21 protein-coding genes and 1 tRNA gene are annotated in these 17,072 nt (G+C 65.3%); 10 read left to right on the forward strand and 12 right to left on the reverse strand.

Annotated elements, in window-relative coordinates; translation table 11 throughout:
• Positions 1-6: 6 nt before the first annotated feature.
• The 4 genes from BMX78_RS09455 to BMX78_RS09470 form a co-directional block, all read right to left on the reverse strand.
• Positions 7-1,074, reverse strand: a complete 1,068-nt coding sequence (locus BMX78_RS09455) for an FUSC family protein (RefSeq protein ID WP_091418847.1) — start codon at positions 1,072-1,074, stop codon at positions 7-9.
• Positions 1,075-1,219: 145 nt separating this feature from the next.
• The gene (locus BMX78_RS09460; protein WP_091418849.1) at positions 1,220-2,329 is read right to left on the reverse strand and encodes a serine hydrolase domain-containing protein; all 1,110 of its coding nucleotides are present in this window, start codon (positions 2,327-2,329) and stop codon (positions 1,220-1,222) included.
• A 31-nt stretch (positions 2,330-2,360) separates the two neighbouring features.
• Positions 2,361-3,452: a glutathione S-transferase family protein gene (locus BMX78_RS09465; RefSeq protein ID WP_091418851.1), complete on the reverse strand. Its 1,092-nt coding sequence runs from the start codon at positions 3,450-3,452 to the stop codon at positions 2,361-2,363.
• 9 nt (positions 3,453-3,461) lie between these two features.
• Positions 3,462-4,202, reverse strand: coding sequence for a M50 family metallopeptidase (locus BMX78_RS09470; protein WP_286138889.1), 741 nt, complete (start codon positions 4,200-4,202; stop codon positions 3,462-3,464).
• Positions 4,203-4,335: 133 nt separating this feature from the next.
• On the opposite strand from BMX78_RS09470, the gene BMX78_RS09475 reads away from it, so the two are divergent.
• On the forward strand, positions 4,336-4,800 hold the full coding sequence (locus tag BMX78_RS09475; RefSeq protein ID WP_091418852.1) for a GatB/YqeY domain-containing protein: 465 nt from the start codon (positions 4,336-4,338) through the stop codon (positions 4,798-4,800).
• 85 nt (positions 4,801-4,885) lie between these two features.
• Here the strand turns inward: BMX78_RS09475 and BMX78_RS09480 are convergent, their stop codons facing one another.
• Positions 4,886-5,188: a DUF4193 domain-containing protein gene (locus BMX78_RS09480; protein ID WP_009358564.1), complete on the reverse strand. Its 303-nt coding sequence runs from the start codon at positions 5,186-5,188 to the stop codon at positions 4,886-4,888.
• Between the two features lie 210 nt (positions 5,189-5,398).
• Between BMX78_RS09480 and BMX78_RS09490 the strand changes: the two genes are divergently transcribed.
• The 3 genes from BMX78_RS09490 (at position 5,399) to BMX78_RS09500 (ending at position 7,808) form a co-directional block, all read left to right on the forward strand.
• Positions 5,399-6,541, forward strand: a complete 1,143-nt coding sequence (locus BMX78_RS09490) for a glycosyltransferase family 9 protein (protein WP_502686284.1) — start codon at positions 5,399-5,401, stop codon at positions 6,539-6,541.
• Positions 6,538-7,509, forward strand: a complete 972-nt coding sequence (locus BMX78_RS09495) for a glycosyltransferase family 9 protein (RefSeq protein ID WP_286138890.1) — start codon at positions 6,538-6,540, stop codon at positions 7,507-7,509. Before BMX78_RS09490 ends, BMX78_RS09495 begins: the two co-directional genes overlap by 4 nt.
• A gap of 74 nt (positions 7,510-7,583) precedes the next feature.
• Positions 7,584-7,808 carry a hypothetical protein gene (locus BMX78_RS09500; RefSeq protein WP_091418861.1) on the forward strand — a complete coding sequence of 75 codons (225 nt, stop codon included), beginning with the start codon at positions 7,584-7,586 and terminating at the stop codon, positions 7,806-7,808.
• 12 nt (positions 7,809-7,820) lie between these two features.
• Here BMX78_RS09500 and BMX78_RS09505 read toward each other — a convergent pair whose 3' ends face one another.
• Together BMX78_RS09505 and BMX78_RS09510 are read right to left on the reverse strand one after the other, a co-directional pair.
• A complete protein-coding gene (locus BMX78_RS09505) occupies positions 7,821-8,486 on the reverse strand; it encodes an SGNH/GDSL hydrolase family protein (RefSeq protein ID WP_091418864.1) in 666 nt (221 codons plus the stop codon).
• The gene (locus BMX78_RS09510) at positions 8,470-10,332 is read right to left on the reverse strand and encodes an AfsR/SARP family transcriptional regulator (protein ID WP_286138891.1); all 1,863 of its coding nucleotides are present in this window, start codon (positions 10,330-10,332) and stop codon (positions 8,470-8,472) included. Before BMX78_RS09510 ends, BMX78_RS09505 begins: the two co-directional genes overlap by 17 nt.
• A 113-nt stretch (positions 10,333-10,445) precedes the next feature.
• Between BMX78_RS09510 and BMX78_RS23085 the strand changes: the two genes are divergently transcribed.
• Positions 10,446-10,607: a hypothetical protein gene (locus tag BMX78_RS23085; protein ID WP_170850756.1), complete on the forward strand. Its 162-nt coding sequence runs from the start codon at positions 10,446-10,448 to the stop codon at positions 10,605-10,607.
• Positions 10,608-10,773: 166 nt separating this feature from the next.
• Positions 10,774-11,046, forward strand: a complete 273-nt coding sequence (locus BMX78_RS09515; RefSeq protein ID WP_091418867.1) for a hypothetical protein — start codon at positions 10,774-10,776, stop codon at positions 11,044-11,046.
• Positions 11,047-11,110: 64 nt separating this feature from the next.
• Here the strand turns inward: BMX78_RS09515 and BMX78_RS23090 are convergent, their stop codons facing one another.
• From BMX78_RS23090 to BMX78_RS09525, 3 genes are all read right to left on the reverse strand, one after another.
• Complete coding sequence (locus BMX78_RS23090; protein WP_161799570.1) at positions 11,111-11,281, reverse strand: hypothetical protein; 171 nt, start codon at positions 11,279-11,281, stop codon at positions 11,111-11,113.
• On the reverse strand, positions 11,278-11,724 hold the full coding sequence (locus BMX78_RS09520) for a hypothetical protein (protein WP_091418869.1): 447 nt from the start codon (positions 11,722-11,724) through the stop codon (positions 11,278-11,280). The genes BMX78_RS23090 and BMX78_RS09520 overlap by 4 nt, the downstream gene beginning before the upstream one ends.
• 205 nt (positions 11,725-11,929) lie before the next feature.
• Positions 11,930-12,012: transfer RNA gene (locus BMX78_RS09525), tRNA-Leu, on the reverse strand.
• A gap of 169 nt (positions 12,013-12,181) precedes the next feature.
• Here BMX78_RS09525 and BMX78_RS09530 point away from each other — a divergent pair.
• Together BMX78_RS09530 and BMX78_RS09535 are read left to right on the forward strand one after the other, a co-directional pair.
• Complete coding sequence (locus BMX78_RS09530; RefSeq protein WP_091418871.1) at positions 12,182-13,486, forward strand: M20/M25/M40 family metallo-hydrolase; 1,305 nt, start codon at positions 12,182-12,184, stop codon at positions 13,484-13,486.
• 10 nt (positions 13,487-13,496) lie between these two features.
• The gene (locus tag BMX78_RS09535; protein ID WP_091418873.1) at positions 13,497-14,657 is read left to right on the forward strand and encodes an acyl-CoA dehydrogenase family protein; all 1,161 of its coding nucleotides are present in this window, start codon (positions 13,497-13,499) and stop codon (positions 14,655-14,657) included.
• Positions 14,658-14,675: 18 nt separating this feature from the next.
• Here BMX78_RS09535 and BMX78_RS09540 read toward each other — a convergent pair whose 3' ends face one another.
• On the reverse strand, positions 14,676-14,909 hold the full coding sequence (locus BMX78_RS09540) for a DUF5703 family protein (protein ID WP_091418875.1): 234 nt from the start codon (positions 14,907-14,909) through the stop codon (positions 14,676-14,678).
• Between the two features lie 40 nt (positions 14,910-14,949).
• Here BMX78_RS09540 and BMX78_RS09545 point away from each other — a divergent pair, with 40 nt between their 5' ends.
• Entirely contained in the window at positions 14,950-15,222 is a 273-nt protein-coding gene (locus tag BMX78_RS09545; protein WP_091418878.1) for a hypothetical protein, read from the forward strand.
• A 29-nt stretch (positions 15,223-15,251) separates the two neighbouring features.
• Here BMX78_RS09545 and BMX78_RS09550 read toward each other — a convergent pair whose 3' ends face one another.
• Complete coding sequence (locus BMX78_RS09550) at positions 15,252-16,187, reverse strand: aldo/keto reductase (protein ID WP_091418879.1); 936 nt, start codon at positions 16,185-16,187, stop codon at positions 15,252-15,254.
• Between the two features lie 51 nt (positions 16,188-16,238).
• Here BMX78_RS09550 and BMX78_RS09555 point away from each other — a divergent pair, with 51 nt between their 5' ends.
• Positions 16,239-17,072, forward strand: a complete 834-nt coding sequence (locus BMX78_RS09555; protein WP_091418881.1) for an undecaprenyl-diphosphate phosphatase — start codon at positions 16,239-16,241, stop codon at positions 17,070-17,072.

Below are 17,072 nucleotides of genomic sequence, written 5' to 3' on the forward strand. Positions count from 1 at the left end.
CTGGTCTTACGACGCCGGGGCGTCAGTTCCCGGACGGACGGAACGCAGGATCCGGTGCAGGCTGAGGAGGATCGATTCGGACGCAGGCACGGCGCCCTGGTCCAGCTCCCTGGCGGCGGTGGTTGCCATGCACGCTTCCACCGCCGACTTGGCAGCCGTGAAACGCTCCGCCTGCCGGTCCTCATCGTCGGTGCTGAAGGAACACAACAGTTCGCCGGTGGCGGTGATGGCGTCGGCGAGCGGAACGTTGTCCTCCAATGGGACGGTGTACGGCACATCGCTTTCCCAGATCACGTCGGACAGCACGTCCGTCATGTCCTGGACGTGGAACGAGACCCTTTCCAGTTGGCGAAGGTTGCGGTAGTCACGGTCGATGTCACGGGGGTGGAGCTTGCGCCGGGGGTTCGCCCTTCGGCTGGCGTCCGCCTCCTTGACGAGGTGCCGGACCGACCGGGTGGCCGATGCCAGCTCGTCGGTACGGCGGGACCATTCTTCGTGCTCGGGCGGCCATTCTTCCTTGAGCGCGGAACCCATATCCGTCATCTGCCGGCCCAGCGCGAGGCGGAGGTCGTCCAGGCTGGCCGCGGCCGCTTTGAGGTGGAGCGGCGGAAAGACCAGGAAGTTAACGGCAATGCCCACTGCGACGCCGGCACCCATCTGCACCAGATAGCCGAAGGAAAAGTCGTCGGCATTGCTTCCGCCCACCAGCAGGACCAGCAGGGCCGCCGTCGGAATCCAATCACTGCCTGAACCGAGGCCCGGCAAGCCGCCCAGCAGCACGCCTATCCCCATAAAAATGGCCACCGTCAGTGGTGACGGGTCCGCAATGTGCACCAGGACCACGGCGAGCCCGATGCCCACGGCCAGTCCGGTGAGGGCCTGCACGCCCTGCCGGACCGAGCCCGCCACGTTGTGGTACATGGCCACCAAGGCTCCCAGGGGCGCGTAGTAGGCATAGTGTGACGCGCTGCCCGGCATCAGCGGGGCGATGAGGAATGCCAGCCCGGCGGCCAATGCCGCTTTTGCTGCCAGCTGCAGGCGCTGCGCAGCGAACGCGGCGGACAGTCCTTCCACCGCCTGCTTTAAGAAACGGGTCCCCCCGGCCCACCGGATTGCCGGTCGTGCTTGAGTTTTGACCATCCGCCCCACACTAGGGCGCCTTGTCCGCAACCACAAAGGCGCAGGTCAGGGCCGCAGAAAACCGGCTGGAGCGGCCCGTTCAGGAGGAAACAGCAGCCGAACGGCGTACGGCAGCTGCCAGCTGGTGCGCCTTTCCGGGCGTCCGCCCGTCCTCCGCGCGGCGGGGAACGTAACCGAAACCGAGGCCGTAGGCGGGGTCGGCGAACCCGAGGGCGGCGTTGGCGCCCTCATGGCCGAAGGCACGGTGGCTGCCGAAGTCCCGGGACGGATGCGGTTTCATAAACACCACGGCGAAGGCGTTGTCCAGGCCGGATGAGCGGTCCAGGCCCCACACCTGCTCCTGGGACATCAGGTCCAGCGTTTGCGGACTGAGGAAAGCGCCGGTGCCGTCAATCCCGGTGGTGGCCGCGGCGTAGAGCCGGGCCAGCCCCTCCGCCGATCCCACCCCGCCGGCCGCAGACATGCCTTCACTCCGGACGCTGCGGATATTGGGCAGTTCCATGATGGTGCTGACCGGCGCGTTGCTGTTCAGTCCTTCCAGGCTGAGCGGATCCACCCATGGCCCTTCCGCCTCGGCGGTATAGAGGACGTCCCGGTACCGGGGCTCCAGCTCCGCGGGCAGGCCAAGGAAGAAGTCGATGCCCAGCGGTGTCCGGATCCGCCGTTCGTAGATGCTTTGCAGGGATTCTCCGGCCGTCCGGCGGCACAGTTCCTCCATGATGATCCCGATGGTCAGGGCGTGATAGCCGAATTGCCGGCCAGGCTGCCAGGAGGGCCGCGCCGCCGCCAGCCGGGCAGCAGCATCGGCAGTGGTGAACTCATCCAGGGCGAACCCGCCCTCCACACCCATCAGGCCGGCCTGGTGGGACAACGCCTGCCGCACGAGGAGCCGGTCCTTGCCGTGGACGCCAAACTCGGGCCAGTACTTGGTCACGGGGGCGTCGAGGTCAAGCAGGCCGTCCTGGACCAGGAGTGCGATCACCATGGCCGCCACTCCCTTGGAGCAGGAGTAGGCGCCCGTGATGGTTTGCTGGTCCATATCCGGGCCACCGGCCAGCCGCACCACCTGCGACCCGTTCCGGTACGCGGCCAGCTGTGCACTGTAGGTCGGGTCCCCGGCCAGGAACGATTCGAACAGCTCCAGGACATTTTCGAAACCGGGCGCTACAAAACCCTGAGAAGTTTGCATCCTGCCAGTCTAAGCGAGCAAGCGCTTTCCCCTACAGCGTCGCGCCGTGGCCCGGCGCAACTTCTTCACCCGGTTTCACCGGGCCAGGCGGTGTTCCGTCGCCAAAGGGCCTGCCGCCCAGGGGCTCGCGGCCGTGTGGCTCAAGCCACCCGCCAAGGGCAGGACCTGCGGGAACGATCCGGGTGGGATTGATGTCCTCGTGCACGATGTAGTAGTGCTGCTTGATCTGCACAAAGTCGATGGTGTCCCCAAATCCGGGCGTCTGGAAAAGGTCCCGGGCGTATCCCCACAATGCGGGCATCTCGCTGAGTTTTTGACGGTTGCACTTGAAGTGGCCGTGGTAGACGGCGTCGAACCGGGCCAGGGTGGTGAACAGCCTCACGTCCGCTTCGGTGATGGTGTCGCCCACCAGGTAGCGCTGGCCGGACAGGCGGTCCTCCAGCCAGTCCATCGCGGCCCAGAGCCGTTCATAGGCCGAGTCGTATGCTTGCTGTGAGCCGGCGAAGCCGCAGCGGTAGACACCGTTGTTGACCTCTGTAAACACCCTCTTATTAACCTGGTCGATCTCGTCCCGGAGGTGCTCGGGGTACAGCACAGGTGCGCCGGGACGGTGGAACCTGGTCCATTCGGTGGAGAAGTCCAGCGTGATCTGCGGGAAGTTGTTGGTCACCACTTCACCAGTGGCCACGTCGACGATCGCGGGGACGGTGATACCCCGCGGGTAGCCCGGGAACCGCTTGAAAAAGGCCTCCTGCAGGCGTTCGATGCCCAATACCGGGTCCACTCCGCCGGGGTCAAGGTCAAAGGTCCAGGACCGGGCATCGTGTGTAGGGCCTGGCTGGCCGAGGGAGATCGCATCCTCCAGTCCCAGGAGGCGGCGGACAATCACGGTTCTGTTGGCCCAGGGGCAGGCCCTCGCGGCGATGAGGCGGTACCGTCCAGCCTCGACCGGCCAGCCAGGTTCCCCGTTGGGTCCCGGCCTGCCGTCCGCGGTGATCCGGTCCTCGATGTAGTTGGTGTCGCGGTTGAACTCGGCTCCGCCCGTGACGTAGGAGCCGCACGTGCTGTAATCAGTGGTTCTGCCGCCTGCCCTTTGCTGGGCGTTTTCCGTTTCCTGGCTCATAAAACAAGCCTATGCGCCCCGCGGCAGGATTGTTGAGATCGGCTGCCAGGCCGCCAGCCAGGATCCGGCCACAAGGACCACGAACATGAGGATCCAGATGCCGGAAGGCACTGCCGTTGCACGGTACAGCAGGTAGGCATCGGACGTGGCAAGCCTGTCCCTCCGGCGCAGGTGGACGTGCGTGAGTTTGCCGAGGTCCCGAACCGCACCAATCAGGAGTACCAGGCCCACGATGACGGCGACATGGCCCACGAACGCTGCCGGAACGAGGACAATCAGCGCGATGCAGCCAAGGATGGCTCCGGTGGTGATGAGGAAGCCCGCAGCGTTGCGAAGAAAGACCAGTGTGGCGGCCAGGGCAACGGCGCTGGCCGCGACGGCGGCCGGCCCCCAGCCATTGAAACCAGACCATACGAAGGCAGCACCAATCACGGCAGGCGTGGGGTAGCCCCAGAAGCAGGACCAAACGGTGGCGAGCTTGCTCCGGCTGTAGGTGGTGGTGGTTCCGGAATGGTCAAGCCTGAGCCGGATTCCGGCGAGCCGCTGTCCGCTCGTTACGGCGGCAACGGCGTGTCCCAGTTCGTGGGTTGCGGTAGCGAGCAGGCCAACATACCTCCAGGACCGGCGGGGGATGGCCAACGCAGTGGCGATGGATACCACCAGCAGCAACTCAGTGCTGGTAATGGTGGGGATATCCGTCTGGCTGAACGCGGTGAGCACCCGGGCCCAAAAGTCATAGGGGAGGCTCACGGGGTGTGGTCCGGGGAGGTGTGGGCTTTTTCGGGCATAAGCCCCTACGGTACTAGGGATGGCTGAGTGCGGCCGCAGTACCCTGCCGCCCCGCGAACAAGGGCCAACATAAAACAAGGAACAGAGGAAAACCGTGTCATCACTGAAAGAACGGCTGCAGGCCGACGTGGTCATCCACATGAAGGAGCGCAACAAGACGGCGCTCACCACCGTCCGGAACGTCCTTGGCGAAATCGAGACCCGGGAGAAGTCGGGTAAGACTCCGGTGCAGCTTGATGACCTGCAGGTAACGTCCCTGCTGCAGAAGGAAGCTGCGAAGCGCCGCGAAACGGCGGGAATCTACACGGAAGCCGGCCAGCCGGACCGTGCCGCGGCGGAGATCGCCGAGGCGGAAGTCATAGAGTCCTACCTGCCCCAACCGCTGTCGCAGGAAGAAGTCGAAGCGATCGTGGATGAGGTCATGGCCGGGCTGCGCGACGCGGGCCGTGAACTGACACGGCGGCAGATGGGCGAAGTCATGAAACCAGTGACGGCGGAGGTGGCGGGGCGCTTCGACGGCAAGGAAGTCAGCCAGATCGTGCGGCGGAAGCTCGCTTAAAGCCGAGAGGCACGTCTCCCAATGGGACGTGCCTCTTGCTCAGTTGAGGGAATGGCTGAATCCGCCGCTCCACATGACCGCCTGGTCAGCCCTCGCACTCGGTGCAGTAGCTGTGGCCGTCCTTCTGGCGCGCAATCTGCGAGCGGTGACGGACCAGGAAGCATGAGTAGCAGGTGAATTCGTCGTCCGCCTGCGGAATGACCTGCACCACGAGCTCCTCGGCGACGAATTCGCCGCCGGGTACGCCCGCACCGTCCAGGCCGTCAGCTTCGTCCAGCTCAAGCACAACGCTGCGTGCGTCGGGAGCATTGGCTGACTGGAGCTGCTCGAGTGAGTTGTCCTGCGATTCCTTGACGTCGGAACGCAGTTCATCATAATCGGTTGCCACTTTGGGTGCTTCTCTTTTCTTTGGTTCGTCTGTCGCGTATGAAACGTACAGCATCATCCGGGTATTCCCCAATAGCCGGAGTATATTGACCGCCGCCTGGGTACAGGTTCAGGGGAAGGCCGGCGCAGCATCCGCTGTGCTGTTCCGGCCGCAGGAGCAGGGGAGGCCGCAGGAAAAGAAGCGGCCCCGGCTTGAGTCGAAGGGGTTTATGTGGAGCAGATGACTGCAGAATTCGGTGGTGCCGGGCGGGCCGGTATGGGTGTGGGCCCCGTCCTTGAGAAGTTCGATGAAGTGTACAGGATTGCGGTCCTGCGCGGCGGCGGACTGGGTGACCTGATTTTTGCCATCCCTGCCATGGCCGCCCTGAAAGCGGCGTATCCGGAGGCTTCCATAACGCTTCTTGGCACTCCGGCGCACCAGGCACTGATTGCGGCGACGAAAAGCCCGGTGGACGAAGTCTGTGTCCTGCCCTTTTCCGAAGGCGTCCGGCCGGGCGAGGAAAACGAGGAAGAACTGGACCGTTTCTTCCAGGAGATGCGTGCGCGCCGCTTCGACCTCGCGGTCCAGCTTCACGGCGGGGGACGGTACTCGAATCCCTTCCTGCTGCGCCTCGGAGCCCGGCATACGGTAGGAACCCGCACGGCCGATGCGGCGAGCCTGGAGCGTACGGTCCCCTACCTCTATTACCAGCATGAACCGCTGCGGGCTTTGGAAGTTGCGGGTTTCGCCGGGGCATTTCCCGTTGACCTTGAGGCCCGGCTCGCTCCGGCGGAGGGGCTGCGCGCCTTTTCCGGACCAGCCGACGACGGCACCCAGCCTTTGGTGGTGATACATCCCGGCGCCACCGATCCCCGCCGTCGTTGGCCTGTAGAGCGGTTCGCCGAACTGGCGGCGGCCTGCGCCGCAGACGGATTCCAGGTGGTCGTTGTGGGGGACGGCAGTGAGCAGGAGATAGGCGCGCGCATCGTCGAACTGGCCGATTCGGGACAGGTCCGGTCCGTGGCGGGAAAACTGGACATGGCAGGTCTGGTGGCGCTCCTTGCCAGGGCAGCGGTGGTGGTGGGAAATGACAGCGGCCCGCGGCACCTGGCGCAGGCCCTTGGTGTGCCCACCGTGGGAATCTTCTGGGCTGGCAATGTCATCAACGCCGGGGCGCTGGGCAGGAGCCTCCATCGCCTCCACGCCTCCTGGGTCACTGCCTGCCCGACATGTGGGATTGATGTCACACAGGTGGGCTGGACGGCACCACGCTGCCCGCATGACGATTCCGTGGTGGCCGGAGTGGCCGTCCGCGATGTGCATGAGGACGTCCGCAGCCTGGCGGCAACTGGCCTGGGCGGGCTGGGCGTATGAGCAACCCGGGAACTGGACCGGCCATGGCGCCCAATGGAGTGCAGGATGGCAGGCCTGAGCTCCTGGTCCTCCGGGCCCTCAAACTAGGCGACCTGCTCGTTGCGGTTCCGGCACTCAAGGCCCTCCGGAGGACCTTCCCGGAGCACAGGCTGCGGTATGCGGCCCAAGGATGGTTGTCCGAGGCACTGGGCCTGGTGGGCGGTTATGAGCTTTTCCCCACCCATGGCCTTGATGAGCCGTTGGCCATCGAGCCCGGCGTAGTGGACGTGGCCGTGAACCTGCACGGCAGCGGGCCGGAAAGCCAGGACCGGATCGAGGCCCTGCAGGCCAGGCAGACAATCGGGCACCGGAGCCAGTACCGGGATGGGCCGCCCTGGCGCGCGGAACTGCACGAAAGGGAGCGCTGGGTCAGGCTCCTGGAGTGGCACGGCATCGAAGCTGATCCCCTCGATATCCACCTGAACCGACCCCATGTGCCGAGCCCGGTTCCCGGTTCCACCGTCCTGCACGTGGGAGCGGCCTACGGCAGCCGCCTCTGGCCGGCCGAGCGCTTCGCGGCAGTTGCCTCCACCCTTGCCGCGGCGGGGCACAACGTCGTCTTCACGGGCGGGAGCGGTGAACGGGACCGTGCTCTGGACGTCTGCCGCCGGGCTGGTTTTGCTGAGGACACGGTGCTGGCGGGGCGGCTGGGGCTGGCCGAATTCGCGGCCACCATCGCAGCTGCGCGGCTTGTGATCTCGGCGGATACCGGAGCGGCCCACCTGGCATCCGCGTATGGCACCCCGTCAGTGGTGCTGTTTGGCCCGGCTCCACCCGAGATCTGGGGCCCGCCCCCGGGGCCGCACGTCGTCCTGACCCGGGCTGAGCTGAGGCGTGGCGACACCTTCGCAGACCAACCCGACCCCGCACTTCTGGCTGTCACTGTCCAGGACGTCATGGCGGCGGCGCGCGGGTTGGGCGTGATGTAGGGCAGGAAAGCCCAAGCCAACCTTGGTGTGTACGGGCCCTCTTGTTTGGGGCCGTGGACCCCTAAAATGAAGCTATGGGCATTGAGTTCGGGATTGCCTTGGTGTTGTTCACCGCCCTGCTCTGGGTCGTGGTCACTTTCGCCATCCTGTCCGGCATTGACCGGCCGGAGCGGAAGGCCCGGCGCCAGGAACGGAGAGCGGACCGGGCCGAAAAGCGCAGGATCAGGTACCGTCCGGTGGTTGGCGGGTCCCGGCTTGCGCACCGAGGCAAGCAATCGCGCACCCTGCACCCGCACTGATGCCGGCAGCGGTCATTGCGCTACAACAAGCGAATGCGGGCCCGGGTGGGGAAGCCGGACCAGTCCGGCGATGGCCTGAGCTATCTTTCGTCCGCCCTGGGCCGACGGCTCGATGGGGTTCGCATAGTCCGCGTCCTGGCTGCAGATGAGCCGCAGGTCTATCAGTGCTGCTCCATGCGAGAAGGCGGCCCTGGTGATGGAGTCGTTGAAAAGGGCCAGCGCCGCCTTGATGACCTTCTGGTTCGGCTCCGAGGAAGGTGTGTCGTAGATGGTGCATACCGCTGCCGGCAACCCCTGCGCCAGGACCGCAGGCAGCATGGCCCGGTAGTCGGCGTCGAACCTGTCTCTCGCCGCCGCCAGCAGCAGCAGCGCCGCGGCAACTGAGGCGGGTTGCTCCTGCAACAGCGGCGCATAGCCCAGCGCGTCGTTTCCACCGACGCTCACCACGAGGTGGCTCGCGTCCGCAGGCAGGCGGCTAAGCTGGCGGGCGACGCCGGTGATGACGTCCCCGTCGATCGCCAAAAGTGAGCATTTCCAGCCCGGCAGTTCCTGCCGCAGCTGGGTGACCACGTCCGGGCCGCCATCAACGTAGGCGCCGTTGTCGAAGATGGAATCGCCCAGCAGCACCACGTGGCCCGGCTTCCGGCCCTGACCGTCCGCATTATTCATTGCTGCCATGTTCCACCCTTGACTCGATATGGGCCACCTGCGTGGCGGCGGCCTGTCCGCCGTGCCGGGCAGCCAGGAACGCCGCCAGCGCAGGGTTATCGATATCGCGCGCCAGCCAGGGAACTGCCTGCGCCGCCGCGTCGTCGCCGAGCACAGCCCTGTGGGACTGCCCCCGCACCACGAATTCCCGCATCCCGCTCCGGCTCGCCAACTCGGCCAGCCGCTCCACGAACGCGGAGGCGCGCGGTGACCGGCTGGCAATGGAAACCTCTGCTGCTGCATCCAGGAGCCGGGCGGAGTACCAGAGATACCAGGGTTTGGGCCCGAGGCCCCGGTCGATCCAGTGTGCCGCAGCAGTCAGGTCGCCGTGCTCCATAAACAGGCGCGCTTCGGCACCGGCTGCCAAAGCCATGTAGCAGTGATCACCGGCCAGCTCGGCCATCACCCACGACCGGTCGATCAGGGCCGCAGCCTCCTCGAGCTGGCCCGCTGCCAAGTACGTCTCGCCCCGGAGCCCGGCCACAAACGGCTCGAACGAGGTCCAGTGCTCCTCTGCGATCCAATCCTGTGCACGGTCCAGGGTCACGGCCGCCTGCTTCAGCTCTCCACGAAGCAGGAAGACCCGTCCCAGCAGCGCCGCACTGAACGCCTGCTGCCGCCGGCTTCCCAAAGCCTCAGCCAGCCGCCCGGACTCCACGAGCGCGGTCACGGCGGCGTCGTACCGGGCGGTGTCGGAGGCCAACATGCCTTGGATGGCAAGGACCCGCGCCTGTTCATCCAGGAATCCCTCGGCCGCAATCATCGCCCGGTCCAGCCAGCCGGCGGCACGGTCCGGCACACCCCGCTGCACGGACAAGTAGCCCAGCTCGCGGTAGGCGGCAGCGGCGGTGCGTGAGGCGCCTACGGGGCCTTCCGCCTGCAACGCGCGGTGCAGGAAGTCCGCCACCTCCGCGCCGCGGCCGCCCGCGTGGTGGATCAACGCCCCGGACAATGCCACCAAGGACTCTGCGAGCAGATGATCATTCCCCGTGCCGCGTGCCAGCACCACGGCCAGACGCAGCTGCTCAAGCCCCCGGTCCACTGCACCCGCCCAGAGCGATGCCCCGCCCGCATCCAGGTAGGAACGCACCGTCGCAGGCGTGGCCGGCATCAAGGGGTCCTTCTGCGGGGCCGCGTCAGACAATGCCTGCCGGACCTCCGCGGGCAGCGGCAGGCCCAGCTCCTGCCGGTAGAGGTCCCCGCACTTGGTGACATGCTGCCGGGCGCGGCGGTGCTCGCCCATGGCCACAAGAGCCTTGACCAGGACGGCGTTGCAGTCTGCATGGAAGGGATCCCGCTCAAGGGCGAGGGTTGAGAGCTCCGCAGCCAGCCCGGGAGTGCCCGCAGCCAGGGCAGCCAGTGCTGCCTCATACAGCAGGGACTGGACTACGTTGTCGAAGCGGTAGCGCTGGTCCGCCAGCCAGGAGTCGAAGACAGGGCAGTCAGCGAAGGACAGCCCCTCCAGCAACTGTCCGGTGAAGCCGCGGGGGTCCATGCCGGTGTTGGCGGCCGAGTCCAGTACTTCCAGGGCGTCACACTGCCACGGAGGCTCAAGTACCAGCCGCAGGGGATCGCCGCCCACCGTCACTCCGTCCAAGGCGCGCCGCAGCTCGGACAGGTTCCAGCGCAGGGCACCCAGGGGATCGGCAGCATCGGGAAAAAGCAGCGATGCCATACGGAGTCTGCTGGTGCCTTCGTCCTGCAGCGCAAGGTAGGCCAGCACCGCCCAGGCCTTGCGGCCCCTGGGCTGGAGTGGAGTAGCGCCAAGGGACTCGATCGCTGGAGGACCGAGGAGCCGAATCCATTTCCCGGCCATAGGGCCCATGCTACTGCCGCCCGTCCCGGGCGTCTTTAGCGGTCACACGCTTACTCACACGCCCGCCGCACACACTGGCATCACCACATCCACCACTCACACGAGGTGTAATCATGGAACTGCTCGGACTGCTGCTCTTTGTACTCTGGGTCCTCATAACCACCGTCTGCACGGTGTTGGCCGACGGCCGGGGCCACACGCCCAACGTCCGCTCCACAGCGCCGTGGTCGGCCGGTGACCTACCGAGCGAGCCCTACAGGGCGCTTCTGATGTAGGTTCTCCAGGCCCGGCCAACAAGGAGTTCGACGGCGGGAACCGGCTGGCCTGCCGGCTCCCGCCGTCGCTTTGCGCGCGTCGGCGAATGCTGTGACGCCGGCCGGGTGCTTGCCGGATTGGGAAAACGCGGGAGACTGGAGGTCACCACGACGAAAGCGGACCACCTTGATCAAGCTCCAGCAGGACGCCGACGGTTTCATCCGGATGAACCGGCACTTCCCCGAGAACCTCACTGTCACCGTCATCTTCACCGATGGCGCTACGGAGGAGTTCCCGGGCCGCCGGCTCAACCGTGCCTATGACGACGCGTTGGCTGAATACCGCGCCCAGAACCACCTGGATGCCAAAGGCTTCCAACGGTCAGCCCAGAAGAAAACGGGCTCAGGGAACAAGATCGACTTTGTGCGCGTCCACCCTGGAATGGGCCGACCGGAATAGCAGAAGCTCAAGAAGGGCAAGGAACACAGCCGGCGGAGTCGGCTCCGCCAGGAGGCTGTGTACGTCACAGCGGGCGCTTGGCGATTTTCTTAACCCAGGCGGGGGACTCGAGGCCCTGCTTCTTATCAGTTGAGAGTCGAAGGCGGGCAGCCCGAACGATGACGCGTTCCTGTGCGGGGGAGACGTAAGGCTTCTGCTCGCCGTCGGACGTTTTCTTTTCCGCTACTGCACTCATCGATCCTCCTTCAGGTCCTCGTCCACTTCATTGTCCGGCAACGGAGGCAACAGGTCCAGTGTGGCCTCACCGTTGGCCAGTGGACGCGTCCAGGCTTCGGCAATGATTTGGGCCTCTTCCGGCCCGGCAAGATTGCTGGTGCTGAGCAGCTCCAGCACGGCGAGGCCGATGTCTTGTTTCTCGGGCTTGTTGTCCACGGAGGCTTCCAGGGCCCACTGGGCCCTGCGCCACCATTCGGCACGGCTGTCGGCTTCAGCTTTTTGCCGCAGGGCCCGATCGTCCGCGACGGTCCGCTGCCGAAGGGTATTCCACCCAATAAAGGCGGCCAGCAGGGCACCGAGCACCACGGCCAGCGGACCCAGGGCGGCAACGATCTGCCACCACTCTGCTGGTCCGCTGTCCAAAGTGACATGGACCGCGTCTGGCGACGGTATGCTGTTCACACACCCAGCCTAAGTGCCGCCACCGACAGTCCAGTACGGCTCTGCCTGTAAGGGGCTCTGCCTCCAAGGGGCGTACTGCCGAACGGTGTCACTTGCGTTAAAAGAGTGGTGGATGTCACTCCAGCCATCAGTGCGGAGCCAAATACGGGGGTTTAAGACACAAAGAAGCCCCGGAAAATCAGTGATTTTCCGGGGCTTCCGTTTGTGCGCGGAGGGGGACTTGAACCCCCACCCCCTTTCGAGGACTAGCACCTCAAGCTAGCGCGTCTGCCATTCCGCCACCCGCGCAGGTGGTATTTCGGGAACCGTTTCCGCCTTTCAGCGTTTCGCATCTCTCCGAAGCAGCGAGAAAAACTCTAACACGAGTTTCCGGGAACAACGAATCGGGCCAAATGGGTAGGCTGAGGGCAGCGAACCGGCGCATGCCCACCCGTCATTCCCAGTGAGGAGCTTTCATATGCCTGATGTCCTGCCCGAGGATGAAGTTGTCCGAATCTGCCAGGAGCTCATCCGGATAGACACCTCAAACTACGGGGACGGGTCCGGGCCGGGGGAGCGGGCCGCAGCCGAGTATGCGGCCGGGCTCATCGAAGAGGTCGGCCTGGAGGCCGAGATCTTTGAGTCTGCTCCCGGGCGGGCGAATGTGGTGACCCGGATGGCTGGCGAGGACCCCTCCGCCAGCGCCCTCGTGGTGCACGGCCACCTCGACGTGGTGCCCGCACTCCGGGACCAGTGGTCCGTGGACCCGTTCGGGGCCGAACTGAAGGACGGGCTCATCTGGGGCCGCGGCGCCGTCGATATGAAGGACATGGACGCCATGATCCTCTCGGTCCTGCGAAGCTTCGCCAGGACCGGCAAAAAGCCCAAGCGGGACATCATCTTCGCCTTCTTCGCCGACGAGGAAGCCGGCGGGGCTTTGGGCGCGCGGTACGCAGTGGACAAGCGTCCGGAACTCTTCGAGGGCGCCACGGAAGCCATCTCCGAAGTCGGTGGCTTCTCGGCAACCATCGGCGGCCAGCGCACCTACCTGCTCCAGACCGCGGAAAAGGGAATCTCCTGGCTGCGCCTGGTGGCGCACGGCCGGGCCGGCCACGGCTCCCAGATCAACACGGACAACGCCGTCACCCGCCTGGCGGCAGCGGTAACGCGGATCGGCGAATACAAGTGGCCCATCGAACTGACCCCCACCACCCGGCAGTTCCTGGATGGCGTGACCGAACTCACGGGTGTGGAGTTCGACGCCGACAATCCGGACCTGCTGCTGGACCAGCTGGGAACGGTGGCGCGTTTTGTGGGAGCCACCCTGCAGAACACCACCAACCCCACGCTGCTCAAGGGCGGCTACAAGCACAATGTCATCCCGGAATCGGCTGAGGCGCTCATCGACTGCCGCACCCTGCCGGGTCAGCAGGAGCATGTCCTGGAAATCGTGCGGGAACTGGCGGGAACCGGGGTGGATGTCAGCTACGTCCATAACGACGTGTCCCTTGAGGTCCCGTTCGCCGGCAACCTGGTGGACTCCATGATCGACGCCCTGCATTCGGAAGACCCTGGCGCCAAGGTGCTGCCGTACACGCTCTCCGGCGGCACGGACAACAAATCCCTCAGCAGGCTCGGTATCACCGGCTACGGCTTCGCACCCCTGATGCTGCCGGACGAACTGGATTTCACCGGCATGTTCCACGGCGTGGACGAGCGCGTCCCCGCGGACTCGCTCAAGTTCGGCGCCAGAGTGCTCAACACCCTGCTCACCAACTACTGAGCAGGCGGCCATGACCCCGGACGACGTCCTGCCGGACGAGCTGCTGGAACGCATCCGCGCCCGCGCCGCCGGATACGACCGGGACAACACGTTCTTCCACGAGGACCTGCAGGAGCTTGTGGAGGCCGGTTACCTGAAGCTATTTGTCCCCGCGGACGACGGCGGAAAAGGACTTGGGCTCGCGGCGGCGGCGCAGTGCCAGCGCAGACTGGCAACGGCTGCTCCCGCCACCGCGCTGGCGGTGAACATGCACCTGGTGTGGACCGGCGTCGCGCAGGTCCTCGCCGCACGCGGGGACTCTTCGCTGGACTTCGTCCTCAAGGAGGCTGCCGCCGGCGAAATCTTCGCTTTCGGCAATTCCGAAGCGGGCAACGATTCCGTCCTCTTCGACTCACGTACGGCGGCGGAGCCATTGCCCGGCGGCGGCTACGCGTTCACTGGAACCAAGATCTTCACCAGCCTCTCGCCCGCATGGACCAGGCTGGGGATCTTCGGGAAGGACCCGTCCGGCAGGGACGGCGACGGCGAACTCGTCCACGGTTTTATCACCCGGCAGACGCCGGGCTACCGGATCCTTGACGACTGGGACACACTCGGGATGCGCGCCAGCCAGTCCAATACCACGGTCCTGGAAGGCGTTGAAGTCCCGGCAGACCGGATCTTCCGCAAGCTCCCCGTGGGTCCCAACCGGGATCCCCTGATCTTCGCCATCTTCGCGTGCTTCGAGACGCTGCTGGCCGCCGTCTACACCGGCGTGGGGGAGCGTGCGCTGGCAGTGGGGGTGGAGGCTGCCAAACGGCGTACCTCATTCAAGAACGCCGGCCGAAGCTACGCGCAGGACCCGGACATCCGCTGGAAGGTCGCGGAAGCGGCGATGGCCATGGACCACCTCTACCCGCAGCTGGCAACGGTGACGGCCGACGTCGACAACCTCGCAGACCACGGCCCTCAGTGGTTCCCCAAGCTCGTCGGCCTGAAGGTCAACGCGACGGAAACGGCACGCCGTGTGGTGGACCTGGCCATCCGGGTCAGCGGGGGGTCAAGCTACTTTCGCGGCTCCGAGCTCGAGCGGCTGTACCGGGACGTCCTGGCGGGAATGTTCCACCCGTCCGACGACGAATCGGCCCACAACACGGTCGCCACGGCCTGGCTGGGGCCGCTGGAAGAGTAGGAGCTGGACAAGTGTTCTCTAGACGGTCCGCTGGACCTGCATGACTCGGCGGCGGAGCCAGAAGCGCCTGCCTCCGCCCATATACAGTTTGCTGCGCTCGAGCTCCCACTTGCCGTATTCGGAGTGCTCCACCAGGCGGCGGCGTGCCTCATGCAGTGAATCCACAGGGCTGACCGTCAGTACGAGGTACTCGTACTGCTTCGCATAGTCCCGTTCCCGCTGGACCGAGCTGGTGAGAAATTGTTCCTTCATTTGCTCTCCATTTTCGTCCTTTTCCGGCTAACGTGAAGTCATGAGCATCGATCCGCGTGTCGCGCTTCAGTCCTTGACCACCGCTTTGGAAGAACACCTTATAGCAGCATCGAACCGCCGCGGAGATGGAGATCCCTCCGTCGAGGCGGCTTTTTTTGCGGTTGCCGATGCCTTCGAAGTCTATGAGGACGCCCTCTACGAGGCCTACAACGAGGTCACCCCGCTGCAGGTCTTTGATGACGAGGACGAAGAGGATGAAGAGAGCGCCATCGATGACGAGGACCTGGAAATCGTCGAGGACCGGAACCTCTGACCCAAAAGCCGCACGGACCGGCCGAAGCCCTAGTTGACTGCTGAAGCGTCCTCCAGGGCGCAAGCAATTTCGGGCGGCAGCGGCGTCAACTGCGCATCCAGAATTTCCTTCAGCTGCGCAGGTGTGCGGGGCCCAACAATCGCGGTGGACACACCGTGCTGCGACAACAGCCAGCTAAGGGAAACATCCTGCGGTGTCCGGCCCAGACCTTTGGCTGCCATGCACACAGCTTCGACTGTCCTGGATGCCTTGCCGTCGAGGTAAGGCTCAACGTAGCCGGCCGCCGCCGCGGACGCTCCGCGGGAACCGGACGGGATGCTGCCGCGGTACTTGCCGGTGAGTACGCCGCGCCCCAGCGGCGCCCACGCCATAAGTCCCAGCCCGGCATCCTCGACGGCGGGAATCAGCTCCGCCTCCGGCTTCCGCTCCAGGAACGAATATTCCGCCTGGACAGCCACCAGTGGAAAGCCCGCAACGGCCGCTGCCTTGGCGGTCTGCCAGCCGTTGAAGTTCGAAACTCCGGCATAGCGGGCCCGGCCCGTCCGCACCGCGAACTCCAAAGCGGACAGCGTCTCGTCCAGCGGCACATTGCTGTCCCACGCCTGCGCGAACCAGATATCCACGTAGTCCGTGCCGAGCCTTGCCAGACTGGCTTCAAGGCCGCTGAGCATCGCGTTACGTGAGGTGTCCACGCCACGCCGGCCATCCGGCGTCGTCATTCCCGCTTTGGTGGAGATGGAAATCTCGGTGCGGGCCACCACGTCGCCCAGCAGGGAACCAATCATCGCCTCGGAGCGCCCGTCGGCGTAGGACGCCGCCGTGTCCACATGCCGGCCGCCCGCGTTCAGGAAGTTACGGAGCAGTTCCGAAGCGTCCTGTTCGTCCGTCTCGCCGGCCCAGGACATGGTGCCTAGGGAAAGGGCGGAAACTCGCAATCCACTGTTGCCGACGAAACGCTGCTGCATAGCAGCAAGCTTACGGGCAGAACCGGCGCTGCCATGCCGTAGGGTCTTAGCGTGAACTGGTTTGAGGCGGCCCTGTTGGGCCTTGTGCAGGGACTGACCGAATTTCTACCTATTTCATCGAGTGCGCACCTGAGGATTGTGGGGCAGTTCCTGCCCAATGCCGAGGATCCCGGCGCAGCTTTCACCGCCATCACCCAGCTCGGAACCGAAACCGCGGTGCTCATCTACTTCTGGCGGGACATTGTCCGGATCGTCAAGGCATGGGCAGGTTCATTGACCGGAAAAGTATCCCGGCAGGACCCGGACGCCCGGATGGGCTGGCTGGTCATCCTGGGCAGCCTTCCCATCATCGTCCTGGGCCTGCTGTTCCAGGACCAGATCGAATCCGTGCTTCGCAGCATGTGGATCGTCGCCACCATGCTGATTGTGTTCGGCCTGATCCTGGCCGTCGCAGACGCGGTGGGCAAGCAGAAACGCGACCTGAACCATCTCACCTACAAGCACGGCATCCTCTTTGGTTTCGCGCAGGCCATGGCCCTGATCCCCGGAGTGTCCCGGTCCGGCGGCACCATCACCGCCGGCCTCCTGATGGGCTACACCCGTGAAGCCGCCGCGCGCTACTCCTTCCTGCTGGCCATTCCGGCTGTTTTTGGCAGCGGACTCTTCCAGCTGTACAAAACATTGTCCAAGGAAGGCATCACTGGCCCTTACGGCCTGCCGGAAACAGCCCTCGCCACCGTCATCGCCCTCGTGGTGGGCTACGTCATCATCGGCTGGTTCCTCAAATTCGTTTCCACCCGCAGCTACCGCCTGTTTGTCTGGTACCGGATCCTCCTGGGCCTCGCCCTGTACCTGCTTCTCGGTTTCGGTGTCATCAGCGCCTAG

Source organism: Arthrobacter sp. OV608, assembly GCA_900110595.1.
GTDB lineage: Bacteria > Actinomycetota > Actinomycetes > Actinomycetales > Micrococcaceae > Arthrobacter.